The 26574-nt window shown below is 59.5% G+C and carries 23 protein-coding genes and 2 pseudogenes (2 of these 25 cut by a window edge); 16 read left to right on the forward strand and 9 right to left on the reverse strand.

Annotation, left to right across the window (positions count from 1 at the left end):
• Window positions 1–197: 197 nt before the first annotated feature.
• Window positions 198–1079, forward strand: coding sequence for a phosphoesterase (locus FVQ81_14210; GenBank protein ID MBW7997698.1), 882 nt, complete (start codon window positions 198–200; stop codon window positions 1077–1079).
• Window positions 1080–1082: 3 nt separating this feature from the next.
• Here FVQ81_14210 and FVQ81_14215 read toward each other — a convergent pair whose 3' ends face one another.
• On the reverse strand, window positions 1083–1499 hold the full coding sequence (locus tag FVQ81_14215) for an OsmC family protein (protein ID MBW7997699.1): 417 nt from the start codon (window positions 1497–1499) through the stop codon (window positions 1083–1085).
• 123 nt (window positions 1500–1622) lie between these two features.
• Window positions 1623–3386 (reverse strand): glycoside hydrolase family 3 protein, encoded by a 1764-nt coding sequence (locus FVQ81_14220; protein ID MBW7997700.1) that lies wholly within the window; start codon window positions 3384–3386, stop codon window positions 1623–1625.
• 120 nt (window positions 3387–3506) lie between these two features.
• Between FVQ81_14220 and gcvH the strand changes: the two genes are divergently transcribed.
• The 4 genes from gcvH to FVQ81_14240 all read left to right on the forward strand — a co-directional run bounded on the left by gcvH (window position 3507) and on the right by FVQ81_14240 (window position 8417).
• Entirely contained in the window at window positions 3507–3881 is a 375-nt protein-coding gene (gene gcvH / locus FVQ81_14225) for a glycine cleavage system protein GcvH (GenBank protein MBW7997701.1), read from the forward strand.
• A gap of 22 nt (window positions 3882–3903) precedes the next feature.
• Window positions 3904–5250 (forward strand): aminomethyl-transferring glycine dehydrogenase subunit GcvPA, encoded by a 1347-nt coding sequence (locus tag FVQ81_14230; protein MBW7997702.1) that lies wholly within the window; start codon window positions 3904–3906, stop codon window positions 5248–5250.
• 72 nt (window positions 5251–5322) lie between these two features.
• Window positions 5323–7245 (forward strand): hypothetical protein, encoded by a 1923-nt coding sequence (locus FVQ81_14235; GenBank protein MBW7997703.1) that lies wholly within the window; start codon window positions 5323–5325, stop codon window positions 7243–7245.
• The gene (locus FVQ81_14240) at window positions 7242–8417 is read left to right on the forward strand and encodes a hypothetical protein (GenBank protein ID MBW7997704.1); all 1176 of its coding nucleotides are present in this window, start codon (window positions 7242–7244) and stop codon (window positions 8415–8417) included. The genes FVQ81_14235 and FVQ81_14240 overlap by 4 nt, the downstream gene beginning before the upstream one ends.
• Window positions 8418–8642: 225 nt before the next feature.
• On the opposite strand, the gene FVQ81_14245 is transcribed toward FVQ81_14240, so the two are convergent.
• The 6 genes from FVQ81_14245 to FVQ81_14270 all read right to left on the reverse strand — a co-directional run bounded on the left by FVQ81_14245 (window position 8643) and on the right by FVQ81_14270 (window position 14267).
• Complete coding sequence (locus tag FVQ81_14245; GenBank protein MBW7997705.1) at window positions 8643–9674, reverse strand: alcohol dehydrogenase catalytic domain-containing protein; 1032 nt, start codon at window positions 9672–9674, stop codon at window positions 8643–8645.
• Window positions 9675–9685: 11 nt separating this feature from the next.
• Window positions 9686–10486, reverse strand: coding sequence for a 3-hydroxy-5-phosphonooxypentane-2,4-dione thiolase (gene lsrF / locus FVQ81_14250; GenBank protein ID MBW7997706.1), 801 nt, complete (start codon window positions 10484–10486; stop codon window positions 9686–9688).
• 121 nt (window positions 10487–10607) lie between these two features.
• A complete protein-coding gene (locus FVQ81_14255) occupies window positions 10608–10817 on the reverse strand; it encodes a hypothetical protein (GenBank protein ID MBW7997707.1) in 210 nt (69 codons plus the stop codon).
• Window positions 10818–10966: 149 nt separating this feature from the next.
• Window positions 10967–12190, reverse strand: a complete 1224-nt coding sequence (locus FVQ81_14260) for a glycosyltransferase family 2 protein (protein ID MBW7997708.1) — start codon at window positions 12188–12190, stop codon at window positions 10967–10969.
• Window positions 12126–12695 (reverse strand): cytochrome C554, encoded by a 570-nt coding sequence (locus FVQ81_14265; GenBank protein MBW7997709.1) that lies wholly within the window; start codon window positions 12693–12695, stop codon window positions 12126–12128. Before FVQ81_14265 ends, FVQ81_14260 begins: the two co-directional genes overlap by 65 nt.
• 216 nt (window positions 12696–12911) lie before the next feature.
• Window positions 12912–14267, reverse strand: a complete 1356-nt coding sequence (locus FVQ81_14270) for a Gfo/Idh/MocA family oxidoreductase (GenBank protein MBW7997710.1) — start codon at window positions 14265–14267, stop codon at window positions 12912–12914.
• Window positions 14268–14768: 501 nt separating this feature from the next.
• Between FVQ81_14270 and FVQ81_14275 the strand changes: the two genes are divergently transcribed.
• From FVQ81_14275 to FVQ81_14290, 4 genes are all read left to right on the forward strand, one after another.
• On the forward strand, window positions 14769–18134 hold the full coding sequence (locus FVQ81_14275; GenBank protein ID MBW7997711.1) for a hypothetical protein: 3366 nt from the start codon (window positions 14769–14771) through the stop codon (window positions 18132–18134).
• Window positions 18131–19039, forward strand: coding sequence for a PorV/PorQ family protein (locus FVQ81_14280; GenBank protein ID MBW7997712.1), 909 nt, complete (start codon window positions 18131–18133; stop codon window positions 19037–19039). Before FVQ81_14275 ends, FVQ81_14280 begins: the two co-directional genes overlap by 4 nt.
• 8 nt (window positions 19040–19047) lie before the next feature.
• Window positions 19048–19752, forward strand: coding sequence for an HAD family hydrolase (locus FVQ81_14285; protein MBW7997713.1), 705 nt, complete (start codon window positions 19048–19050; stop codon window positions 19750–19752).
• A 295-nt stretch (window positions 19753–20047) separates the two neighbouring features.
• The gene (locus tag FVQ81_14290; GenBank protein MBW7997714.1) at window positions 20048–20233 is read left to right on the forward strand and encodes a hypothetical protein; all 186 of its coding nucleotides are present in this window, start codon (window positions 20048–20050) and stop codon (window positions 20231–20233) included.
• A 123-nt stretch (window positions 20234–20356) separates the two neighbouring features.
• Here the strand turns inward: FVQ81_14290 and FVQ81_14295 are convergent, their stop codons facing one another.
• A complete protein-coding gene (locus FVQ81_14295) occupies window positions 20357–20980 on the reverse strand; it encodes a nucleoside monophosphate kinase (GenBank protein ID MBW7997715.1) in 624 nt (207 codons plus the stop codon).
• A gap of 247 nt (window positions 20981–21227) precedes the next feature.
• Between FVQ81_14295 and FVQ81_14300 the strand changes: the two genes are divergently transcribed.
• A complete protein-coding gene (locus FVQ81_14300; GenBank protein MBW7997716.1) occupies window positions 21228–21407 on the forward strand; it encodes a ribbon-helix-helix domain-containing protein in 180 nt (59 codons plus the stop codon).
• A 31-nt stretch (window positions 21408–21438) separates the two neighbouring features.
• Window positions 21439–21696, forward strand: a complete 258-nt coding sequence (locus FVQ81_14305; protein ID MBW7997717.1) for a hypothetical protein — start codon at window positions 21439–21441, stop codon at window positions 21694–21696.
• A 40-nt stretch (window positions 21697–21736) separates the two neighbouring features.
• Entirely contained in the window at window positions 21737–21994 is a 258-nt protein-coding gene (locus FVQ81_14310) for a hypothetical protein (protein ID MBW7997718.1), read from the forward strand.
• 204 nt (window positions 21995–22198) lie between these two features.
• Window positions 22199–24244: an oligopeptide transporter, OPT family gene (locus FVQ81_14315; GenBank protein ID MBW7997719.1), complete on the forward strand. Its 2046-nt coding sequence runs from the start codon at window positions 22199–22201 to the stop codon at window positions 24242–24244.
• 364 nt (window positions 24245–24608) lie between these two features.
• Window positions 24609–25568 carry an aminopeptidase gene (locus FVQ81_14320; GenBank protein MBW7997720.1) on the forward strand — a complete coding sequence of 320 codons (960 nt, stop codon included), beginning with the start codon at window positions 24609–24611 and terminating at the stop codon, window positions 25566–25568.
• A 35-nt stretch (window positions 25569–25603) separates the two neighbouring features.
• Window positions 25604–26574, forward strand: a pseudogene (amrB, locus tag FVQ81_14325) (AmmeMemoRadiSam system protein B); it runs 88 nt beyond the window's last position.
• Window positions 26572–26574 (forward strand): annotated as a pseudogene (locus FVQ81_14330) (hypothetical protein) (it continues 312 nt past the right edge of the window). Before amrB ends, FVQ81_14330 begins: the two co-directional pseudogenes overlap by 91 nt.

Genomic DNA, 26574 nt, shown 5'->3' on the forward strand with positions numbered 1-26574 from the left:
TATACCGCTTAAATCATAGGTACGAAATCTCGCATATGTCGACAAAAAAGGCAAGTACTTTCCTTCCGGCCGGGAGGATTCGAGCGATACATTGATATTATCGACTTTTCCGGCGCTCGGGTTTAGTCAAACCGATTATTTGAGGCCGACCGGTACGGTTCTCCGCCGACTTGCGGTACTGATCCGGCTGAACTAGATTGAAGTGCACGGCGGGCAGGTATCAGGTAAACTGCGGGATTTGCGGAATCGGACAGATGAAAATTATTTACGCCACTGACTTTCACGGCAGGAAAAACTGCTACGAGGAGCTCCTGGACCGGGCGGTTACGGCCCGTGCCGAGGCCATCGTCAACGGCGGCGACCTCTATCCGCTGGGATTTGACCTGTTCGCCGTGCAGCGGGAGTTTCTGGAGGATTGGCTGCCCGGCTACCTGGCTCGCTGCTGCGAGCGGGGGGTCGCGTTCCTGGCCACCCTCGGCAACATGGACCTCCGCGCCCACGACAGTCTGTTCCGCGAGGTGATGAGCCAAGCCGGCAGGGCGTGGTCACTGGTCGAGCAGAGCGCGGAGTTGGCAGGATTGACCTTTATCGGCTGCGCGATGACCACCGACGGGCCGTTCTCACTCAAGGACCGCTGCCTGCGCGACCTGCCGGATTCGTCCGCACTCTTCGGCGGCGGCAACGCACTGGCCTCTGACAGCGACGGGATCCATCACGTGGAGAATTGGCAGGAGCATGTAAACTCGCAGCCCTGCCTCAGGGAGCACCTGGACACACTCCCCGCGCCGTCCGACCCGGAAAAAACCGTCTACGTGCTGCACCAACCGCCCGCCGGAGTCGGCCAGGGGATTATCGGCAGCGGTGCTGACGTGGGCAGCCGGGCTGTGGCCGACTTTCTGGAGAACAGCGGAGCGCTGCTTTCGCTGCACGGGCATATCCACGAATCACCGTTCAGCGGAGGTCAATGGCGGGCAAAGCTTGGCCGGACCACCTGCGTGCAGCCGGGACAGCTTTCCGGCGCGGAGTGTGTGAGCGTGCTGATCGATTTGCCGGAGCTGGAGATGGAGCTCCGCAGTTGAGCCTCAATCAGTCTTTTCAATCTCATGGCCGTAGGTGACTTCCACCTTGTTTTTCAACGTCGCGCTGACTGAGCAGTACTTTTCCTGGCTCAGACTGATTGCCTTCTGCAGTTTGTCTTCGGGTATATCTTTGCCCCTGATCCAGTAAGTCACGTTGAGCTTCTTCCAGTACTTCGGGTGCTCCTCGGCCGCCTCGCCCTCCACGCGCACCTCGAATTCGTCCACTTCAACTTTCATCTTCCTCAACATCGAGATCACGTCGATTCCCGTGCAGCCGGCCAGTCCGACGAGGAGGAGCTCGCCCGGGTGAATCGCGGAGTCCGCGCCGCCCGCTTTTGCGCTGCCGTCCAGTACGATCGCATGGTTGCTGGGAGGCGTGCCGACGAACTGGAAGCCCTCGACCCATCTCGCTTTGGCCATCTTCATAATCTTCTCCTTGTTATAGAGCTATCAACTGTAGTTGGATTCAAAACCAGCCGTACCGTCCCGCCCATATCCTGAATGCCTCAGCCAGCGAGAAAAAACGCAGCAGCGTGAGTGATCTCAGTAAAGATCCTGGCCGTAACCATAAGGAAAACTGGAATCCAGCGCGATCGGCAGCTTACCTTTGACCGGCAGCACCAGCTCTCCGAACAGCTCCCTGACCAGGGCGCGCTGGCTGGCGGGGCAATCGCTGTAGAGGCAGATGTAACAGTCCACCTCGGGGAACAATCTGATCGTGCAGGGATCGCCGAAAGCCACCATGATCACGGGCTGCTCGCGGGATATCAGCCGCTGGATGAACTCGATCTGGGAAGTCGAAAAACCGTGACACGTGTAATCCGGCGGCTGGTTGGTGAACATGGAGCAGACGATCACGTTGGCGAATCCCGTCTCCTCCCAGGCCTCGTCCAGGCTGGACGGCATCGAGCTCCTGTCGATCCGGCGGGCGATAACCCGGTCGAATTTCTCACGCAGGGCCCCTTCCAGCGGGCCGTCGATCCGGTTGCCGGCGCGGGAGGTGAACGAGATATTGAGCAGAGTGCGGTGCGATGCAGGATCGAGCGGCAGCACACCCCGCCTGTCGCGAAGCAGGGTAATCGAGTCCTCGGCTATCCTGTCGGCCACTTCGAGGTTGGCCGGGCTGCCCACCCGCTTGTCGATCTCCTCGGGCCGGATTGCCGATTTCTCACCGCTTTTCACCTTGATACTGAATCCCAGCGCTCTTTCAACTGCTGAATCCAGCCGCGAGAGTGATATTTTCTCCAGCACCACTGCTTCCCGAATTACCCTCATCGCCTCTTCCGGATTCGGCACACCGGCCAACACATCCACTCCCGCGTTAATCATCCCCGCCAACGTATCCGGCTCCAGCAGTTTTTCCATTCCCGGCAGCGAGAGATCGGGGCTGACCGCCACGCCCTCGAATCCCATCACTTCGCGCAGAAATACCTCGAGAAGCTGATAGTTTGTCAGGGCCAGCCTGCTCCGGCCGCTCAGCAGGTCGGGCATCTCCCGCCAGTCAACCATCACCGCGCCCAATCCCGCCTGGAACAGCATCTCGTAAATCGACAGTTCAGTGTCCACAAGCAGCTTACGCATATAATGCAGCCAGCGGTTACCTGCAATCTCGCCTTTGAGCACGGCCGCGGTCCCGGGGAAATACCTCGGTACCGCCCGCGCTCCTCCATCATGCACGCCCCTGACAAACGCGATGGACAGGCGGGTAACCAGGTGCAGCTTTTCGCCGAACGCGCGGACGTCGGGCAGACCCTCCGGCAGCCCGGGTCCCGGCCTGGCACAGGTTGGCCCGAATATCAGGTTGATGCCCACGGCCGTAGCTTCTTCGGCCAGCACTTTGCCCGCCAGGTATCCGTACTCCCCGCTTCGCGTGGCCCCGAATGCCATGTTTGACGGGAAACAGGTGCCCTCGTTAAGCAGTGCGCCAAGGCCGTTTTCCGCATCGGCGGCCACGACAAGCGTCCGGCCGCACCCCTGCTGAATCTGGTTGATCAGGGTTGCGCTTTCGTAGAGGTCGCCCTCCTGGAGCACAAGGCCGCCCAGCAGACCCTGTTCCAGCATCCGTCTCTGGCTGGTAAAGCCGGCGCTGTTGTAAGCGCTGCGGTACCCTTTGAAACCGCACCAGATCAGCCGGCCGATTTTTTCTTCCAGCGACATCCCGGCCGGTATCATGCTCCTGCCGACGTCAACCATAACTGCGTCACCTTTCTCGCTTAGCTGGCGGTAGGCCAACGGTATCCGGTAATAATAATAAAGGGCAGACAGCGGCACAATGGAACTTTGCCTCACCGCTCTGCTCCGCCGCATTTAAGCGAGTGCTGTTCTTGACAAAGAGTACCCCATCCTTTAGTGTTGCCGTTGAGAGACAGATCAACGCAAAAACCTGCTTTTTCAGCCGCAATTCAAAATTTACCGAGGAACCAGGTTATGAAAATCCCGAACGATCTGCGCTACACCAAGGAGCACGAGTGGGTCAGTATCGACGACGGCGTGGTCACGGTGGGTATTACGGACTACGCCCAGAGCGAGTTGGGTGATATCGTGTTCGTGGAACTCCCCGAGGTGGGCGATGAGGTCGAAGAGTTGGAGAGCTTCGGAACTATCGAGGCGGTTAAAACAGTCAGCGAACTCTACAGCCCGGTCACCGGTACGGTGGAAGAAGTAAACGAGCTGCTGGAGGATAAGCCGGAGTTGATCAACGATGATCCCTATGGCGACGGCTGGATGATCCGGGTCAAGATCAAGGAGATGAACGAGGACGAACTGCTCTCGGCCAAGGATTACAAGGATATGATTGTCTGAACGACGAAAGAAACCGAACGAAGTGAGATACACTCCGCATACAGACGATGAAGTCCGGCTAATGCTGGACGAAATCGGCGCCGGCTCTGTCGACGACCTGTTTCGCTCTATCCCGGCCGAGGTGCAGAATGCCGCCGCCGGACTGGACCTGCCCCGTTCGCTGAGCGAGATGGAGGCCGCCGCCGAAGCCCGTGCGCTGGCCGGAGACAACTACGACCCGGCGCGCGTTGTCAGCTTCCTGGGCGGAGGAGCGTACGACCACTATATCCCCGCGGCAGTTGACCAGCTCCTGCTGCGCAGCGAGTTCTATACCTGCTACACCCCATACCAGGCCGAGGTCAGCCAGGGCACGCTCCAGGCGATTTACGAGTACCAGAGCCTGATAATCCAGCTCACCGGGATGGAGATCGCCAACGCCAGCGGCTACGACGGGGCCAGCGTGTGCGCAGACGCGGCGCTGATGGCCGGGGCGATCAAGGGCAAACGGCCCGGCATCCTGGTCTCCGGCGCGCTCAATCCGGCATACCGCCGTACGGTGGAGACTTACAATTCCGGCGGAGCCAACGAGGTCTGCGCAGTCCGGATCGCGGACGGCGCGACAGACCTGAAAGCATTGGAGCAGGCGCTCGGTGATGACGTGGCCTGCGTGATCGTGCAGAACCCCAATTTCTTCGGTGTGGTGGAGAACGTGGCCGAGATTGTCCGCCTGACACACGAGGCCGGCGCGCTGGTGGCGGTGGCCGGCTGCCCGGTGGCCCTGGGCGTGCTCACCAGCCCCGGCGAGGCGGGGGCCGATATCGCGGTCGGCGAGGGCCAGCCCCTGGGCGTGCCGCTGTCTTTCGGCGGACCGTACCTGGGTTATTTCGCCACCCGTAAAAGTTTCAAGCGCCAACTGCCGGGCCGGCTGGTGGGTATGACCGAGGACAGCCAGGGCCGGGCCGGTTACGTGCTGACCCTCCAGACCCGCGAGCAGCATATCCGCCGCGAGAAAGCCACCAGTAATATCTGCACCAACCAGTCGCTGCTGGCCCTGGCCGCCACGATCCACCTGTCCCTGCTGGGCAAGCGCGGCCTGCGCACCGTGGCCGAGTTGTGCCTCCAAAAGGGCCATTACCTGGCCGGGAAAATTTCCGCTCTCAAGGGGTGGAATCTCGCCTGGCCCGACGCGCCGTTTTTCCGCGAATTCGCGGTGGTGCCGCCCATGCCGCCAGCGGATGTGATCGCCGCCATGCTGGAGAAAAATTTCCTCGCCGGGATCGATATCGGCCGGCTGGACCCGGAGCACGACGGCAAGCTGCTGCTGGCGGTCACCGAGCAGCGTACAAAGAAGCAGATCGATGAGTTTGTCGGGGCGCTGAAGTCGCTGTAGCACATCCTCTTCTGATTCAGATAGTTGTTACCTCAGTTTTGTCGATAAAAAATCCCGCCGGAGGTACGCCCGATGAGACACTTGAGCGCCATCCTGCTAGTTCTTTGCACTGTTCCCCATGCCCTCTCCGCCCAAAACGCCGTCACACCCGGAGAGTTCTTTACCGAGCGGCCGACCCTGATCTGCCTCGGGTTCGAGTGGAAAATAACGGGTGACGACAACCGCAACGCGAAGGTGGCTGTTTCCTACCGCAAGGCTGGCGACAGGGACTGGCAGAGCGGCCCTCCCCTGCTGCGCCTCGGCGGCGAGCGGGTGTTCAGCGAGGACGTGTACATGGACTACACGGTCCCGGAGATGTTTGCCGGCAGCATCCTGGACCTGGAGCCGGGCACGGACTACGAGTGCAGGCTGGTAATGACGGACCCAGACGGCGTGGGCGGCGAATCCGGGCAGACTGTCACTTTGCGGACCCGCTCCGAACCGCAGGCATTCGAGGGCGGCCGGGTGCTGCATGTCTACCCTCCCGGCTGGGACGGCCCAAGGGAAAGCCCCGCGTTCACCGGCCTGATGAAAGCCTACCAGGGCGCGGGCGGCGGCGACTGGGCGGTGGTGTCCGAGCGCACCGTCCAGCCCGGCGACATGCTCCTGGTCCACGCCGGGCGTTACAGGAGCGAGCGCTCGATGTACTCCGATCCGCTGGGTCTGGATTTCCACGGCACCTATCTCCTGACCGCCAAAGGCACTCCCGGGCGGCCGATCACGATCCGCGCCGCGGGCGACGGCGAGGTGATATTCGACGGGGCCGGGTGCTACCGGCTGTTCGACATGATGGCTGCAGACTGGCATATATTCGAGGGGATCACGTTCCGCGACTGCGATGTGGCGATCCACGCGGGCACCAAGGACGTGGCCGGCTGCAAGGGGCTGGCGGTCAAAAACTGCCGGTTCGAGGAGGTGGGGATCGCGGTTACCACCCAGTACGACGGCTCGTGCGACTTCTATATCGCCGATAACGTGATGCTCGGCCGGGACGACCGCAACCGTCTGGTGGGCTGGTACGACCCCGGCGTGTACGGAGCCGCCCCGCTGAACAGTTACTACGCGGTCAAAGTCTACGGCGCGGGCCACGTGGTCTGCCACAACTATATCGCCTTTTTCCACGATGCGATCTGTGTCTGCACCCACGGCTCCCCGCCCGCCGAGCGCGCCCGGCAGGCCTCCGCAATCGATTTCTACAACAACGATATCCACCTGATGGCCGATGATTTTATCGAGGCCGACGGGGGCGCGCACAATATCCGCATTCTGCGCAACCGCTGTTTCAACGCTGCCCAGTGCGGCCTGAGCGCCCAGCCGGTGTTCGGCGGGCCGGCGTATTTCGTGCGCAATATCCTCTACCACGTGCCCTGGGGACTGGCGTTCAAGTTCAAGGTCAAGCCGGCGGGGCTGCTGGTGTACCACAACACGGTGATCGCCGAAAGCCGCAGCGGCGAGACTTACTCCAACGCCCATTTCCGCAACAACCTGTTTCTGGGTACCGGCTCACCGGGCCGCGAGCTGTGGCGCTTCCCCCTGGCGACGAGTTACAGCAGCTGGGACTACAACGGCTACCGCCCCAACCGTGGCACGGACACTCATTTTTTCTGGAAAGCCCCGGCAGGCGGCACCCTGATGGACTACACGCTGGACCGTGCTGATTTTACGCCATTCAAAGACCTGGCCGCCTTGCGAGCAGCCACAGGGCAGGAGGCCCACGGCCTGAGCGTGGACTATGATATCTTTACCAATGTGACCCGCCCCGACCCGGAGCAGCCGCACAAGGTTTACTCGGCAAAAAATTTTGATTTCAGCTTGCGAAAAGGCGGCGCGGCGGTGGATGCGGGAGTTGTCCTGCCGGGGATTAACGATAGTTACAGCGGCAAAGCGCCGGATTTAGGGGCGCTGGAGGCGGGGGCGGAGGCGCCGGTTTACGGGCCGAGGGGGAACGAAAAATGAAAGTCGCACTATTAACGGGTGCAGGCATATCCTATGGTTGTGGTCTCCCTACGGTTGAAGTATTAACACAAAGCCTATTTGAAGAAGAGTGGCACAATCATACCGATGAATGCTTTTACCCAGGTATACACCCAAATCCTTATTATCAAAAAGAGAATTTGGTTTATAGAATTAAACCTTTTCTAAGAATATTATACAACTATGCAGAAAAATATTTAGGTAATAGAAATTTAGGAAAGCCAACCTATGAAGATCTTTTTTATTTGGCTGCCCAAATCTCTGATGAAGTTTCTGGGATGATAATCAATCCTGCAATTTCCCTCTTTTTTGATGCCGTAAACAAACAGGCAAATAATTTGTACAAACCATTAGGAGTTGGGCATAGGGCTTTGACTTTGCGCTATTTATCAGAAAAAACTACTCATTACATACAAGACGTTGTTCAAAACAAACTATCAACGAATGCTGTACCTGAGAATTTGGATTTGATTCTCGAAATGGCAAGTGATGAGGCTATAACAAGGCTAGATATTTACACATTAAATCATGACCTGCTTATAGAGAATTTATTTGCACAAAATGAAATTGAATATGCAGATTGTTTTGACAAACCCACGGGCGATATAAGGCGTTATAATTCCTCCACTTATGATTCAGAAGTCAAAGTCAAGCTATACAAATTGCACGGTTCAATAAATTGGTATATGTTTATGAATCAGAAGATTGAGCAACCTCTGTCGTATATTGGAATGCCGACTATAAACGATGTAAATCATTGCAAAGATTCAAATGGAAATCTTATTACGAATATTTCTGGCAGACCATATTTTCTTACTGGCACCTATAATAAAATTTTCGACTATGATTTGGGCCTGTATGCGGAAATACTAACGAGATTTCAAAATAGCATAGAGGAACATGATAAACTGATTGTATCAGGATACGGCTGGAAAGATCAGAGTATAAACAGAAGAATACTAAGGTGGATTTATTCTAATGACAACAGAAAAATTATATGCCTACATAAAGACTTCTTGCAAGAACTAGAAAACAAATCTGCTATCAATATGCTGGTTCGCCATAAAGATTTAATTGATTTGAATCAGTCGATAATAATAGATGAGTGGCTATCTGAAATATCGATTTCTGATATTTCCAAATATTTAAAATAGAATTGCTCGGCACCGTTGCCTAAAATCACCACCTTGAACTAAAATTCTCCAACAAATTAATCGGGCGGACACATGGGTCCGCCCCTACGATATACCCCGTCACACCGACAATTCCAGGCGGGCGACGCATGCGTCGCCCCTACGGTAATAATCAAAACGTGCGTACAAAAAATCCCCTCTATCAAGAGGGGTGGCCCCGATAAATCGGGGGCGGGGTGTGTCACCTCACCCGTGCGGCAGAATCACCACCTTGATCGACTTCTCGGTGGCGCTCTCGGCCATCAGGCGGAAACCCTCGGCGGTCTCCTCCAGCCCCAGGCGGTGGGTGATCAGCGGCTCCACGTCCACCCGCCCGGCCCGCAGCAGCTCGATCGCCACCTCGGCGTCGTAGGGGCTGTTGGCATAGCTCGGCATTACGCGGATACTGTTGCGCCAGAACTCGTTGGCCGGCAGGGGGATTTCCACGCCCGGGTCGGTGGTGGCGAAGGTGAGCACTGTGCCGCCGCGGTCCACGCTGGCCAGGGCCTGCTTGAACGCGCTCAGCTCCCCGGCGCAGACAATCACCAGCTCGGCCGGGTAGCCGCCGTTCAGTTCCCGCACCCGCGCGGGAACATCCTCACGGGCGTCCAGCACATGATCCGCCCCGAAATTTTTTGCCATTTGAACCCGCCAGGGATTTATGTCCGTCGCAATGATCCTGCCCGCCCCCTGGGCGCGGGCCAGCATGATATGCAGCAGGCCGCTTATTCCCGAACCGAGCACCAGCACGCTCATCCCCGGACGGAAACCCGCCACCCGCTGGCCGCGCACCACGCAGGCCAGCGGCTCGACAAAGCTGCCCGCCTCCCAGCTGACTTCTTCGGGCAGAATAAACGTCCCGCGCTCGACATTGATCGATGGCGCCCGCACGTAGTCGGCAAACCCGCCCGGATCGAAATTGGTGGTATGCAGGGTCCGGCAGACTGTGTGGTGCCCGGCGCGGCAGTAGCGGCAGGTGTTGCAGGGCACGTGGTGGCCGATAAACACCCGGTCGCCCGTACGGAACCGCTCGACTCCCTCGCCGACTTTGACGACTTCGCCGGCGATTTCGTGGCCGAGCACGATCGGGGCTTTCCTGACCCGGTACCACTCGAGCACATCGGAGCCGCAGATACCGCTGGCGATTATTTTTACCAGCAATTCCCCAGATCCGATAGCCGGTACCGGTATTTCCTCGATACGGACATCGCGGTTGTTGTAGTACATCGCCACCCGCATGCGCTCGGGAATCACTTGCCCTCCCCGGAGTTTTTCAGCTCTTCGTACATCTCCAGCGCCTCGTTGGGCTTTGCGTTCTGATGAATTATCGAGCGCAGCGCCCGGATCATCGCCACCGGATACGGATTCTGCCAGACATTGCGGCCGAGGTTGATTCCGATCGCGCCTTTGGTCATCCCGTCGTGAACGAACTCCATCACCTCGAGTTCGGTATCGCAGCTTGGCCCCCCGGCGATCACCACCGGCACCGGGCAGCCGCCGGTGACCTTGTCGAAATCCTCGCACCAGTATGTCTTGACCACGCTCGCGCCCAACTCGGCGCAGATCCGGCAGCAGAGTCCCAGGTAGCGGGCGTCGCGTTTCTTCAGTTCCTTGCCCACCGCGGTGACCGCCATCACCGGAATCCCGTAGTCCTCGCACTCGTTGACCAGTTCGGCCAGGTTGCCCAAGGTCTGGTTCTCATACTCGGTGCCGATAAAGACACTGACTCCCACAGCCTGGGCGTTGAGCCGGATAATCTCCTCGACACTGGTGGTCAGGTTCTCGTTTTCCAGGCCCGGGCCGACCACGCTGGTGCAGCCCGAGACGCGCAGGATAATCGGCACGGTGGTGTCAGGGGGCACGACGGCGCGCAGCACGCCGCGGGTGACAAACAGCGCCTCGGAGTACGGCAGCAGCGGGGCGATAGTCTCCCCCGGTTTTTCGAGGCAGTGGGTCGGTCCCTGGAAATAGCCGTGGTCGATCGGGAGGAAAAAGCAGCGGCCATCCTCGGCCAGTACGTTGTTCAGACGGTTTCGCTTGCCCCAGTCCATAGGATTTCCTTTTTTGATATTGCCGATTGATTTAAACGCGGCAAACCGCGTGATAATTGATCAGATCCTCCTGAATCCCTTTTGCCGAAGGGTGACTGTCCCTCTCCGCTCCTGAACCGGCTCACTGGGGCCGCACAAGCAGGTAGCCTTTATCGATCAGCCAGTGGTGGAACTCGTAAGTGGAGTGGATACAGTCGCTCCTGCAGATACCGCGCAGGCGCTCGCAGGCTTCGGAGCCTTCCTGCTCGCCGTCCATGATCGTCTGCACCGGGCAGGCGATATCGTGGCAGTATTCCCTGCGCTGGTAGTCGAGATATCCCTCGAGCGACATGCGGTCCTCCGGATAATTGACGGTTGTAGAGTTCAGGGATGAAAATTAGGCAGAGTCTGCCGCGGAGTCAACCGGTAAAGGCGGCTGAACATAAAGATAAGCATCTGATCGAGGGCTAAATCCAGGGTGGAAGCTCCAGGAAAATCAGTTCATTCCAGCCAACCGCCATCAGTGCGTTTGAGCAGATGTTCCAGTTCGCTGAACCGCCGGCGCAGAGTACTGTCGCTGACCACCGTCTGCCTTTTCTCCACGGCTCTTCGGCGGACGACCGCACCGAGCCTGGCCGCCGCCGCCGCGAATGCGGCCACCGAGGCAAGATCCAGGCGGAGAATCGACAGCGGCAGGGACAGCGCCGAGAATAACAGGTTGGCGAGCAGCAAGCGGGGATCCGTCAGATTCTTCCAGTGGAACAGCAGCCGGTTGCGGCGTGAGACAAAACGGACCCGCAGCTTACCCTCGGTGCGGCCGATTGTGGTGTTCGGGCTGTGGTAAACCAGACTCTCCGGCTCGTAAAGCACTTGCCAGCCACGTTTCAGCGCCCGGTAGCAGATATCGGTATCCTCCCAGTTGAACGGCGCGAACAGGCTGTCCAGCCCGCCGAGTTCCAGCCATTTTTCCCTGTTGAACGCGGTGAACCCGCCCGGAGCGTAAATGCTCGGCCACGGGAGCGGCTCCGCTCCGCCGCCGCGCCGAACGTCGTAATTACGCCATACCCGCCAGAATCCCCGTTTCCAGTAACCCGCCTTGCCCCCGTCGCGGAAAGTCGTATGGTCCCAGTCCAGGCTGCGGGCGCAGACAGCGAACACATCTGGCTTGACGAACCAGCGCACCAGGGGGCTGAGGAAGCCGCGCTCGGTTTCAACATCGTTGTTCAGCAGCACAACCACCCGGTTCGCGGCGGCCTCGACTCCCATATTCGCCGTGGCTGAGAATCCCCGGTTGAGCTCCGAGACCACGACCCGGACGCCGGGAAAATCGCTGGCCAGGAACTCCGGCGTCCCGTCCGTGCTGCCATCGTCGGCCACCACCAGCTCGCCACTGCCGGGCCAGGCGGCCAGCGCCTCGGTCACCGAGGGCAGGAACCTGGCCAGCAACTCCCTGCCGTTCCAGGTCGGGATAACGATACTGACCGCGGAATTTTGCTTATTCCCGGGCATACGGGCTGCTTTCATTGTCGGGATCAGGTTCAGGTCCAGCCAATAATGCCCGGCCGGCTTGCATTGCGCAAGGCTGGTCAAACAAAAGCCCCTCTCCCGCCGAAGATGCGCGAGAGAGGGGCATGGATCAAGCTGGTTGCTTTCTTTCTGGTCAGTTGCAGCCTTGCAGGGACCCTCCGCCCTCGGTAGCCGGGTTGTCGTGGGCGACTTTGGCATACGCTTCGGCGCAGTTGAATTCCTTGAACGTCGGGGACTGCTCGTTATGGCAGCCCTTGCAGGTCTCCACTGTCGGGATTATCATCCCTGCCGCAACCGAGGCCTCCTGGTCCTTCATCACTTTCATCGGCGCATAGTCGGCGCCGGCCCCGTGGCAGGATTCGCAGGTCACGCCCTCTGTTTTGTCCCACTTGGCTTCTTTCCGGGCCGCGGGAGCATCGTAACCGGTGACGTGGCACTTAAGGCATTGGGCGGCTTCCTGGGGATTTCCGCTCACTCCGGCCTTGGCGGCCGCTTCCTTGGCGGCCGGCGTTCCCAGGGTTTCGTAAGCCTTGGAATGCTTGGCGGACTGCCATTTACCGTATTGATTACCCTTCTTTTTGCTCATGTGACAGATTTTACACTTGGAAGCGCCGATGTAGTTGTGGTCGGCTCCCATGACGCTGAAACTCAGAGCCAAGACCACGATCAACGCCACCGTCAGCAGGCCGATCATCCTCTTCATGCAATCCTCACTTGAATGGTTATGACATTATGGGGAGTTAGCAATTCATTTAATAAAGAAATTCCCGGCACTTCGTGCCACCGGAATTTCTAACTGCAAAACAACAAAAGCGGGACCCCCCGAGCAAGCTCAGGGGAATTCTATCGATTAAACTCCCCAAACCGAAAAATGTTATAGTCAATCTCTTTGACGATCAAGTTGCATTCTTATTCAACCTTACCACTTCCTGATGTTGTCCCGCTCAAAATCCCACCACATGGAGTTTCCAGAGGCAATCGACATGTTGACCATGTGCGCCACGGAGCAGGCGCGGTGGCCGACCTCGGCGTTTTCCAGCGGGGTGTTGCGGTTCTTGATGCAGCCGACCCAGTGCTCCAGGTGGGCCTTGGTGCTGTCGCCCTCGCCGCCGGACATGATGACTTCGGGTTTCCTGGCCGCCGAGCGCGCACGGGCTTTCTCTTCGTACTCGATCATCTTGGGATCGGCGTAGTAAGCGTCATCGAGACTTTTCTCCCAGCTGCGGACCACCCAGCGGTCGTTTTCGACAGGGGTTTCGGGATGGAAAGTCAGCCGTCCGCCGATCTCCAGACTGCCCTCGGTGCCCAGCACCTGGAAACCGGAGCCGCTGGTCATGGTATTGTTGAACGTACCCGACATGTTGACCATGAAGCCTTCCCTGTATTTCAGCGAGGCGTTGATCGAATCGGGAACATCGCGGCTGGTTTTCCAGCGGTAGAGATCGCCCATGCCCATCACCTGCACGGGCGCCGGAACGTCCATCAGGTAATGGATCGTGGTGCAGAGGTGGACGAACAGGTCGGTGGCGATACCGCCCGAGTAGTCCTGGTAGCATCTCCAGCGGAAGAAACGCGGGAGATCGAATGCGCGCTGGGGCGCCGGGCCCAGGAATTTTTCCCAGTCCACCGTGCTGCGGTTGGCATCGGGCGGGATCGGATAGATCCACGCGCCGCCGGCGGTGTTGCGGTTGAAATAGGCGCGGATCATCGTGATCTGGCCCAGCTTGCCGCTGCCGATAACGTCGCGGGCTTTCTGCTGGATTCCGCTGGAGATACCCTGGCTGCCGACCTGGAACACACGGTCACTGGCTTTGACCGCGTTGATGATCTCGATCCCTTCATCGACATTGTAGGTCAGCGGCTTTTCGATATAGACGTCCTTACCGGCTTCGACAGCCTCGATAGCCATCTGCTTGTGCCAGTGGTCGGGCGTGGCGATCACGACCGCGTCCACACTCTTGTCCTGCAGGATCCGGCGATAGTCTTCGACCGCTTTGGGGCGGCCGTTGGCGCGGGAGATCGCGCGTTTCACGCGGCCTGTGTAGGCATCGCAGACATTAACGATTTCCAGGCCCGGAATCTGGATCATCGAATCCATAATCTGCTGGGCGCGCGCACCGACCCCGATAAAACCGACCGTAATCTTGTCCGAGGGCGGGACCGCACCGAAGAGGCTGGAGTTGCCCGCGGCGATCATCGCCCCCAGACCCCCGGCGAACGCCGCTCCGCCTCTGATAAACGACCGACGGTTAATCTGTTTTTCCCTGGACTCCATGCATTCCCCCTGTTGGACAGGTTGACTGGTTCAGTGCAGCCGGTAACCGGAAATGCCGGGACCGGTGCGTTACGTGTGGTATTTTCGCTGCAGTCAGGTTCGTTGACGGTTCAAATCAGTCCAGCGATACGGGAAACCGATGCCCTGCTTGCGGATACAGTGTCACCGGGCGGGTAACGGCCGCACCGGCTCGGTGATATTATTTCAGCGGATTCCGAAAATTTCCGTAGCGTGATGCGAGCCAGAGTATTGCGGCTGTCACAAATGAGCTTAACCACGGATGACAGTGATGTCAATAGTTTTCGAGCTTCAAGGCCAGAGTTGATTTGCCCGGAGGTCCGCTGCGGCGGCACCGATCTTGCCGTAAGAAATTAAGTTGAGTCTTCCGCTGTCCGGTGTTATTTTAGCCAACTTGAAGGGAACTGTTTGGGAAGGGCGGCGGTAATACAAACGTAGCTGAACCAGACGCGCGGAACAATAAATTTTACCTTATCCCATATAATGATCCGGAAAACCGTACCGGCCTGTCTGATCCTGCTGGCTTCATTTATCACGGGCGTCTCTGCGGCTGATTTCAGCGCGATGAGGCCCGTGCCGCTGTCCCTGTTACGCAATCATCCCCACGGCTCGCTGCCCAACCCCGACGCTCCCGCGCTGAAAAGTTTCATGGACGGCAACCCGGCCGGAACGATGCTGGCGGCAGAAGCATGGCCGGTCCACTACAGGATCGGCGTGGTGCGGATCGAGTTCCAGCCCGACGAGAATCCGGCCACAACCGGCAACGGCACCTGGGGCGATATCCCGTTTTTCACGTTCAGCGACAGCACTTCCGGCCTAGTTGTGGAAGACCCCACGGTCGATTCGCGCTCCAAACTCTACATCCAGCGTAACCTCCTGCACGTCTCCCAGTACTACGAAAAAGTGAGCGGCGGCAAGGTGATTTTCGAGGTCCCCGACAGTGCGGATATCAGCAGGATCTACCAGCTCGACGTCGAACTGAAAGAGTACGGCAACGACGACGACTACAGCCTGCGCACCAGCCGGTTCGCAACCGATGCGATCGCCGCGGCCGACAACGAGCTGGATTTCAGCCAGTACGACGTGGTGATGGTCTTCCACGCCGGCTGCGGCCAGCACACGGATTTCGACGAGAAGTCGCCCGACGACCTGCACCCGGTGTCGATCAACCATATCCTGCTGCGCGAGATCCTGGCCGACGGCGACCCAAGCTATCAGGGAATCGAGACCAACGATACCGACCCCGACGGCGGCACGCACCATGTGCAGTTCATCCAGATTTTCCCCGAGACAGCAGTGCAGGACTGGGAAGAGGAAGGCAATCCCCAAGGGGCACTACAAGGCCTGCTGGGCGTGATGGTCCACGAATTGGGGCATTTTTTCGGCCTGCCGGACCTCTACGACACATTTACCGGCTCCCGTCCCACCATCGGGTTTTACGCGCTGATGGCCACCGGATTCTTCAACACGGTCAGCCGGATTCCCAGTTACCCGATGGCCTGGACCAGGGTGTTCCTGGGCTGGGATGAGCCCCTGGTGGTTAAAACCGACCTGAGTGACGTGGTGCTCAGGGCCGCGGAGCTGGCCGATGATCCCGGCGTACCAAAAGTAATTAAGGTGCCGATCTCCTCGACTGAGTACTACCTGCTGGAACTGCGCCTGCGCGACGAGAATTTCAATAATCGCTTTGACTACAACGAGACCGGTGGCAATGTGTTCCCCGATATAATGGAGGACGACTACCGCCTGCCCGACGGCAGTCTGGCCGAGTTCGACTGGTCAATCCCCTACTGGCTGAACCTGAATCTGCCACCCATGAGTCCCGCCGACAGCGCAAGGTTGGGCAGCGGAGTGCTGATCTGGCATATCGACGAGCAGGTGATCCGCGAGCAGTTCACCCGCGACCTGACACTTAATTACCTGAACACCGATCCCCAGCACCTGGGAATCCGCCTTGAGGAAGCCGACGGGCTGGACCACATGCTCCAGCCGTTCCCGGCAAGTTTCAATCCCGGTTTCGGCAGCCCGTTCGACGTCTTCGGCGGGGCGGTGCCGGGCACCAAGAGCGCCGAGTTGGGCAACCTGAATGTCAATTTCGGGCCGTTCACCAGCCCCAATTCCACCAGCTACACCGGCGTAGCCAGCAATATCGCCATCTCCGGGTTCAACTCGTTAACGGTTCAGCCGGGTGCGCCCGTGGTGGACAGTCTGGTGAGCGTGGAGATAGATTTCAACGCTCTCGGCGATGGCGGCCAGATCGTGCACCCGCTGCCCGGCTGGCCGGTGAGGATGAACGCGACCTCGGCTTATTCCACACCCGTGGTCGCGGAAATCGATCCCTCACGGCCGGGCCTGGAAACGGTGCAGGCCAATGACTCAAGGCAGGCCGTATTAATATATTCCGATGGTCAGACGCTTATAATACCGACAGATGATCCTCCAGCCGGCTCGCCGGCGGCCGGCGACATCACCGGCGACGGCCAGGCGGACGTGGTAATCGCCGATGCGAATGGACGGGTCTCGGCCTTCACCACTCGCACCGTGTTGGAAAGCGTTGACGGTTACCCGATCGACCTGCAGGGCCAGGTTCAATATTCACCGGTGCTGGCCGATGTTGACGGCGACGGAACGCGTGACGTGATCGTGGTCACTACTGCGGGAGGCTCCTCGCGCCTGCACGTACTCGATGAGAACGGCAGCGAGATGAGCGGCTACCCGGTGGAGTTTTTCGCATCGGTCACCGCCCGGCCCTCGGTGCTCGAGGACGCCGGCGGGGCCGTGGAAGCAATCTACGTTCTGACCGCTGAGGGAAACCTGATTTCGCTTGCCCCCTCGGGCAGCGCCTCCTGGACCGTGACACTTGGCGACAGCTCTGTCTGTGCGCCGGTGGTGGGCCTGATGGGCCTTCCCGGCAACGGAGAAGCGTACCGGGTCAACGTGTTCGGGATAACGGGGGATATTTTCAGCTTCCTCACCGACGGCACTCCGGCCGACGGCTGGCCGGTGCGTACCGACGGGCTCTGCCTTGCCGGCGGCGCTCTTGGTGATGTCGACGGCGACGGGCTGAACGAACTCGTGGTACCGGTGGACTACCCGGACGAAGAGTACTCATCGCGCAACAGGATTTACGTGCTGGACTACAACGGCTCCTCGGCCCCCGGCATGCCGATCGAAATCGGCAGCCCGCGCCAGCTCGATCAGCAGCGCTACCTGTCCCAGCCAACCCTTGCCGATGTCGACGGGGACGGGATCGCGGAAATCCTGGTTGCCACCGCCGAGCGGCTGGTACTGGCCTACCGGGGAGACGGCGGCCGCAGGCCGGTGGCGCGCTATATCACCGGCGGTTACGGGCTGATGCCCCCCGTGGCGGCGGATATCGACAGGGACGGGCTGCTCGAGCTGATCTGCGCGGACGGCGAGGGTTATGTCTACGCTTACGCCACCCGCGGCAACGCCCTGGCGGGAGGCTGGTCCGGGCTTGGCGGGAACTCCGCTCATACCGGTTTTACATCGCTGGCCCAGCAGAAGCCCGGAACCGGCTCCGGCGCAGAGATTCTGCCCGACAAGTTCTGCTATCTCTACCCCAACCCGGTACGCGGGTCCCGCGCCAACCTGACCTACCGGTTAGGCGGTTCGGACGTCCAAAGGGTGACGGTAGAAATATTCACCACCAGCGGCGAGCGGGTAGCCAATTTCGAGGGATCGGTTGACGCGGCGGTTGGAATCGGCAACCAGGTAACATGGGATGTGGACAGATACGCCAGCGGCGTCTATCTTGTACTGGTCAAGGCGCATCTTTCCACCGGCGGCACTGTGCAGACGATGCGTAAAATGGCGGTGATCAAGTGAAGAACAAACTGACAGCCCTTGTATGTGCCGCGCTCCTGTTCGCGGCAGGCAATCTGGCGGCGGGAGAAGTCGGCAGCACGAGCCTGAACTTCCTCAAGGTCGGCGTGGGCGCCCGTCCCGCCGGGATGGGCGGCGCGTTCGGAGCGCTCAGCGACGATGCGACGGCTTGTTTCTGGAACCCCGCCGGGCTGACCGACAGCCGCGCGGGCGAACTGTTCTTCACCCACCATCGCTGGATCGAGGATATCTCCCAGAGCGCGGCCAGCTACACGTTCGACGTCCAGCGGGTGCGGCTGGGCGTGTCGATGAATTATTTCGGCATGGGCGAACTTGAGCGGCGCAGTGTCAATTCGGTGGAGCCGGAGGGCACGTTCAGCCCGTTCGACCTGGCGCTGGGACTCAGCGCGGCCTACCGGGTCAAGGATAACATCTCGGCGGGTGTCACCGCCAGATTCGTCCACGAATCACTGGACTCGGAAACAGCCAGCGCGATGTTGTTCGATATCGGGATCAAGGCCCGGACGATGATACCGAACCTGACCGCCAGTTTTGTCGTGCGGAACCTGGGGACCAAGCTGAAATACGAGAGTGTGGCTTACGACGCCCCGCGGCTGGTCAGTATCGGCGCGGCCTACCGCAAGAGCCTGCCCTGGCGCGACAACTCGGTGACCGTGGCGTTCGAGATCGAATCTCCCAACGACAACGAAACCCGTCTGGCTCTGGGCGGCGAGTACAACTGGCGGAATTTCCTGCTGGGACGTGCCGGCTACAGAACTGGCCTGGAGTACGAGGACTTCTCCTTCGGCATGGGAGTGAACTACCTGCAACTGATGTTCGACTACGCGTTCGTACCCTACTCCGACCTGGGCAATTCGCACAGGTTCAGCTTCATCTACGCTTTCTGAGGTTTTTCATGTCAGCGGCTCCACCCTCGCTGTTCCTGTTCGATATCGACGGTACACTGCTCACCACCGGCGGCAGCGGGTATCGCAGTTTCTTGCGCTCCTGCAGCGAAGTGCTGGGAATCGACGGGCCGATTGACGGGATCCACATGGCCGGTAAGCTCGACCGCGGTATCTACCAGGAAATAATCGATCTCTACCGGCCCGGCACCAGCAGGACGGAATCCGAGACAACCTGGGAGCTGTTCCGCCGGCGTTATATCGATCTGCTGAAAATCGAAAGCCGCGATACTTCCGAGTGGGGCCTGTTCCCCGGCGTTCGGCGGATAGTGGACTATGCTGATCGATGCGGTAAACTGGCCCTGCTTACCGGCAACGTCCGCGAGGGAGCGCTGATCAAGATCGGTGCGTTCGGCCTGGAGCGCTACTTCCCCACCGGCGGATTCGGCGAACTGGATATCACCCGCAGCGAACTTGCGGGACAGGCTTTCGAGCGGGCCTGCGAGCATTTCGACACCTCATTCCAACCCGACCAGACATACGTGCTCGGCGACACGGTCAACGATATCAGGGCCGCCCGCGCAATCGGGGCCCACGCTATCGCTGTCGCCACCGGGACTGTGAGCTCCGAGGAACTCGCCGCGGCCGAACCCGAAGTGCTGGTCGATGATTTCGCCAGCGGCGCCGAACGGGTTATCGAATATATTTCCTGCTGATACCGCAGTTCACGCAGCTCAAAAGCCGCACAACAATCCGGACCGTCAGCTTAACGATCAAAGTTGATCCGGCAATATCGTTCACATCTGCCTTGCCATCTTGCAGCGATTATCGCGTTTAACATGGTTTCTCCCCTCAGGCGCGGGGACCACAGGCCAGCAAACGTCTTCCGTGTTAGTCCAAGGCGGATAAGCGCTAAAGATTTCATGGATTAAGCCGATATTACAATTGAGGTTGACTCTAAGTGCAACCGTGAGAACTGGGGGGGATAACTTCAGCCACCGGGAGATCCCCATGGCAATATCCGAGATTCCGAAGAGTGGCTACGCATATCGTGTGCAACCCCTGGACAAGGATCAGGCTTCCCAGCAGGATTCGTCCAGCGGGGATAAAAAGAAGAAGTCGGAGGGAAAAGGCAAAAAACAGGACGCTTCCGCCAAGCAGAAAAAACAGCTGGGCAGGATCAACCTGATCGCCTGAGAGCACCGATTGCCACCCTGGGTAGAGTCTTATCAACACGAAAGGCCGGTCCAGAACGGACCCGGCCTTTTGTCGTTTAAGAGATGGACTGCGGTACTAGAAGCGTGTTTTTTCAACACTCTACTAGACCAGGTATTGCAGGAAGTCACGCAGGACCTCCACCGGCTGCTGATCCGCGTTGATGTAATGGATAATTTTCGAATCGTAGTCCATCCGCCCGTCAAATTGCGGGTCGTAGCAGGAAAGGATATCGGCCGCGTTTTCAAAAAAGATGTCCAGCCGCTTGCCGACCGCCTCGGCGTCCTGGTCGTCCTTGCGCCCCTCGAGCATGGCGCGGCCGGTGATCCGCTCCACCGCCACCTGACGGCTTGCGGTCACGTGCAGCACGCCCACAACGTCGATAAAAGCCGATATCATCTCGGCCTGGTGCCGGTTGCGCGGCAGCCCGTCGAGCAGCAGGCAGTCTTTTTCCGGATCGAAACAGTTGTCCCGCACCCAACCCTCGAGGTTTTCTTTCGCCAGTTCCACCGTTGTCTTGTCGTCAACCAGCCCGCCGCCCTTCATGGTCTTGTCGATCCGCAGTTCCAGTTCCGAGGCCCTGCCCTCATTGACCCTTGCCAGCAACGCGCGGAACATATCGCCTGTCGAGAAATGGACGTAGCCCGGCAGCGTACCCGCGGCCTTGGCGTTCGTCCCCTTGCCGATTCCGTTGGGACCGAACACGAGAAAACTCCTGAACTTGACCATGACACCTTCCTCTGCATGTAAACTGATAATGGATTTCGCCAGATCATGATTCCCCGGCGCGTCAAGCTCCTTTACCTTACTTGGCCGGGAGCAAGAAGATATCTCTCCGGCAGGCTAATTTCAAGGTTGAGTTACAACTCAAGCGATCTGTTCTTTTGTTGACAAACCGGAAGTAATAAGGTAAATATGATATAATGCATTATATCTCAAACATCCGTTGACCAGACCGCAGCTCAAGGAGGATGCATTGTCGGAAAGCAAAACACAAATTACTACGTATATTCTGGTCAGCCAGAAGGAAAAACTCAAGGACCTTTCAGGCAAGACCAGAGTACCGATCAGTGAGTACCTTCGCGAGGGAATCGACCTCGTGCTCGACAAGTACCGGGAAGAATTGCACACCCAGAAATACCTTCCCCTGGACTGAACGGGCGGAAATCAGGACAAGGAGATCGCGGATGCAGGACTTCAACGATATGCTCACGCACCTGGAGCAGAAACTCTCGACTGTGAGGGTGGTCTACGACCTCCTTTACGCCAAGCTGGGTGATGAGGCCGAGACCGCGAACAAGGACACGATAGTTCATTTCAGGGCCAGCGAAGTCGAAAACCTGCTGATCACCCTGGAAACGTTCGTGGAGGAGCAGGACGCACTGATCCAGGAGTTTATCGAGAACCACCGCAAGAAATCGCACCTGAAGCAGATTTCCAAGTAACGCGCAGCGCAAGCCAAGCCTAAAATTGCCGGGCAGGATGATGAGAATCCATAAAGGCTTACCGCCAGACTACATGCCCGTCAGCGAGGAGTTGAAGCCGTTGATCGAGAGGCTTCACGAGCTAAGCCCTCAGGATGTCGGCGAGGTGTCGGCCTTTGTCGACTACCTGCAGAGCGGCACGGACCAGTTGACCGAACCGGAAGCCAAAGAGGGCGGCGATCTCAAGCTGTACGACTTCATGCAGGGCGGAATCAGCCGGAAAAAAGCAGAAGAAGAGCCATCCGAAGAACAGGCCTGATCGTTTTCACCCCACCTGTTACATCCTCCAGATATATCCTGATCGCAACGATATCCGAGAATTTTACCTTGCGCTTGCCGCGGCGTGCTGGCTATTTTGCCTGCATTGCCATCAACAGGGGCCGGCGCGGAGGCACGATTACAATCAGGGTCCGGCCTCAGCTGAACCGATCCGATATAATCCAGAACCGGAGGAACGCAGCCGATGAGTGACCTTGAATTCAAACCCTTTGTCCCCGCCGAATCAAATCTCAGGGAATTCACCTTCAGAGCAGTCTTGCTGGGTCTTTTGATGGCTATCGTGCTGGGCGCGGCCAACGCCTACCTGGGATTGAAAGCGGGGATGACTGTCTCGGCCACGTTCCCGGCCGCGGTGGTCGCGATGGCTGTGCTGAGGGTGTTCCGCGGCTCGATTCTGGAGGAAAATCTCAGCCGGACCACCGCCAGCGTAGGTGAGGCGCTGGCGGCGGGTGCAATATTCACTCTGCCCGCGTTCGTGATCAGCGGAGTCTGGGAAAACCTGAACTATTGGGACTGTACGCTGATCATGGCGGTCGGCGGCGTGCTCGGCGTGCTGTTCGTCATCCTGCTGCGACGGCCGCTGGTGGAGGAAGCCGGCCTGCCGTTTCCCGAAAGCAAGGCTTGCGCCGAACTGGTCAAGGCGGGCCAGCACGGTGCCGGCGGCGCCAAATACGTGTTCGGCGCCATGGGCCTGGCGGCGTTTTTCGAGTTCTTCAAGAACCCCAACGGCGTCCGGGTGATCACCGAGCATGTCACCGGGTTCTTCCCTTTTAAATCGAGCCGGATGGACCTGTTCGACGGCGGTGCGGCATCCGCCAGCACGACTTACGGCGGCGGGATGCTGGTCCAGAGTCCGGGCGCGAGTCCAGCCCTGGTGGGCGTGGGTTACATAATCGGCCTCAAGCTTTCCAGTTGGGCGTTCGCCGGCGGAGTGCTGGGCTGGCTGGTCTTTATCCCCCTGGCGATGTTTTTCAACACCAACCTCGAATCCTACCACACGGCCGGACAGAGCTGGCAGAGTATCGCCACCAGCGTCTGGCTGACCCAGGTCCGGCCGTTCGCGGTGGGCGCGATGCTGGTGGCGGCGTTCTACACCCTGGCCAAGATGCGCAAGCCGCTGGTCGACGGGATCGGCAAGGCGTTCAGGGACTTCCGCCTGAGCCAGAGCGGGGAATACCGGCCCAACCGCCTGGAGCAGGACCTCAATTTCAAATGGGTATCGATCAGCGTCGTGCTGCTGGTGATCCCGATCACCCTGCTCTACTGGTATTTCTCCGGCTCGCTGTTCAGCGCGATAGTCGCCGCGGTGGTGATGACTGTCGCGGGCTTCCTGTTCAGCGCGGTGGCCGGGTATCTGGTGGGCCTGATCGGCGGCTCCAACAACCCGATCAGCGGCCTGACCCTTTCCACCCTGCTGGTGGCCGCCCTGCTGATGGTCTGGCTGGGCACGACCGGCGTCCATGGTATCGCCGCCGTGCTGGGCGTGGCCGGCGTGGTCTGCTGTACCGCCGGTGTGGCCGGCGACATGCTGCAGGACCTGAAAGTGGGACACATCCTGGGCGGCACTCCCTGGCGGATGGAGCTGGCGGAAATCCTCGGCGTGCTCGTCGCCGCGCTGGTGCTGACAGGCCCGCTGTGGCTGCTGCACAACTACACCCCCGGCGGGATCGGCGGCGCCAACCTCCCCGCTCCCCAGGCCGGGCTGATGGCGTTGATGGCCAAGGGGATTGTCGGCGGTGAGATGGCCTGGCCCCTGGTGATCATGGGCGGCTTTTTCGCCCTGGGACTGATCCTGCTCGGCGGCGGCTCGCCGATGCTGGTGGCGGTGGGGATGTACCTGCCGCTCTACACAACCTTCGCCATGTTCGTGGGCGGGCTGATCAAGCAGACTGTCGAGTGGCGCAACAGGCGCAGGAGCGAGGCCGGTAAAACCGCCGCGGAAAACAACGGCCTGCTGCTGGCCAGCGGGTTTGTCGCCGGAGAAAGCCTGACCGCCGTGCTGCTGGCCGTGTTCGTGTTCCTCAAGGTCAATTTCACCAAGAGCCCGGTGTTCAGCTGGACTACCGATGCGATCAGCCGGCCCAACGCGGGCTGGTACGATTCGCTGGTGAGCAATTTCGCCTGGGCCATGCCCTGGCTGGGCCTGATTATCTTCGCGTCGATTGCCTGGCTGCTGATCACCATCCCCCAGCGTAAGGCCGCCGAAGCAGACAGCGCGACAGCAAATTAGAAGCTGTTTCATAACTGGATTTAATTTCAAACTTTCGCCCATTGGCAGGTAATCCCAAAAACACAACCCCCTGTTTCCCCCTTTGCTAAGGGGGACTAAAACCGGATAAGCCCAGCCGCCGTGCGAAAAAGCCTGAGACCGGACAGGATTCCCCTCTCGAGAGGGGTGCCTGCGCAAGCAGGCGGGGTGTGTATTCCCCCTTACCAAAGGGGGTGCCTGCCGCAGGCAGGCGGGGTTTGTCCCGTTTTAAGGCTATGAAATAGCTTCTAGGCAAATCGATTATAGTGCCATCGGGTGGATAGATGGATCCGCCCGCCTGATGTTGGCTGGTTCTTTTGACTTGATGAGGTTAACCGGAGAGCCAATCATGAGCAGCCTGCAAGAGGCCGCGCAAAATACGATCACTTCCTGCATGGCCGTTACAGCCGGAGAAAGCGTGCTGGTGGTCTGCGACAAGCCGGAGCGGAAAATCGGCTACGCGCTGTGGACCGCCGCCCGGCAGGCCGGGGCCGAGGCCATGCTGATGGAAATCCTGCCGCGCACCAACCACGGCGAGGAGCCGCCCCCGCCGGTGGCCGCCGTGATGAAGCTGGTGGACGTGCTGCTCTGCCCCACCAGCCGCTCGCTGACCCATACCGACGCCCGCCGGGCCGCCAGCGATGCCGGGGTGCGCGCAGCGACCCTGCCGGGAATCACCGAGGATTGTATGATCCGGACCCTGGTGGCCGACTACGGCGAGATAGCAGTCCGCAGCGAGAAAACAGCCAAACTGCTCTCCGCCGCTCGGCAGGTGCGGGTCAGTTCGCCCGCCGGCACGGAGATCGAGTTTTCGATAGAGGGACGGGCCGCCCACGCTGATACCGGCCTGGTGCACCACCCCGGCGAGATGAGCAACCTCCCGGCCGGCGAGGCCTACCTGGCTCCGGTTGAGGGCACCGCCCGGGGACGGATCGTGTTCGAGGCGGCGATGGCCGGGTTGGGAAAGCTGGACGGGTGCAAAATCGAGGTGGAAATCGAAGACGGTCTCGCCGTGTCGTTCTCCGGCGGTGAACCGGCGCGCAGGCTGGAGGAACTCCTGGCGCCCCACGGCAAACCGGGCCTGAACCTTGCCGAACTGGGTATCGGCACCAACGACAGAGCGCAGGTTACCGGGATGATCCTCGAGGACGAGAAAATCCTCGGCACTGTCCATTTCGCGCTGGGCGACAACCAGTCGATGGGCGGCGGCGTGGCGGTCCCGATCCACCTCGACGGCCTGGTGCTGGAACCATCGCTCTGGGTTGACGGTAAACAGATAATGAAAGACGGCAGCCTGCAAGTCTGAACCAATCTTGCTCAGTTGATAAGAAGCGGGTCGAGATGAATGCACAGGGCAGCGGCAACCCGGTACTCAGGCGAGACCTGGACCTGACTCCCGTACGCGGCGAGGACGGCGACACGATGATCGTCCTGCGCGACCCCTACGGTCTCGATCAGCGCGGACCATTGACGTTCAGCGAGGGAGCGCTGCCGCTGCTTTCGCTGCTGGACGGGAACAACAGCGCCGAGGACATCCGGGGCCGCCTGCTGGAACAGACCGGCGGCCGGAACGACCCGTCGCTGATACCAATCGAGGCGATCCAGTCGTTTATCGCCAGCCTCGATGAAGCTTTCCTGCTGGACAATAACCGCTATCTCGACGCCAGGCGGAAACTGGTTGATACATTCACCGGACTGCCGGAACGCCCGCCAGCGCTGGCAGGGGCCAGTTACCCGGAAGACCCCGAGGCCTGCCGCAAGTTTATCGGGCAGATCCTGGAAGCCGGAACAGACAGTGCGGCAGACGATGATCTCTCGGACAGGGAAATTGTCGCGCTGGTAGCCCCCCATATCGAGTTGCAGGTGGGCGAGAAGGTTTACGCCCCGGCCTACAACACGCTCAAGGGGCGTTCCTACGACCGGGTGATCGTGCTGGGCGTGGGCCACAGCATGGATAAGGGCATGTTCAGCGTAACCGGCAAGGACTTCAAAACTCCGCTGGGAACAGTCCCGGCCGATCAGTTCGCTGTCAATCGTCTCCGGAAAGCCGCCGGCGTGCTGGCTACTCCCGATGATTTCGCTCACCGCGGCGAGCACTCGATCGAGTTCCAGGTGGTGCTGCTGCAAAGCGTGCTGGAGGGATCGTTCACGCTGGTACCGGTCCTGTGCGGATCGCTGTTCGAGCAGTTGGTGCTTCGCGAGATGAACCGGCCGCGCGAATTTGATGAACTTGTGCCGGCGCTGGACTGCCTGGCCGGTTTGCTGGTCGATGAGAACAGCCGCACGCTGCTGGTGGCGGGAGTTGATTTATG

The sequence above is a fragment of the Candidatus Glassbacteria bacterium genome (assembly GCA_019456185.1).
GTDB lineage: Bacteria > Gemmatimonadota > Glassbacteria > GWA2-58-10 > GWA2-58-10 > JAJRTS01.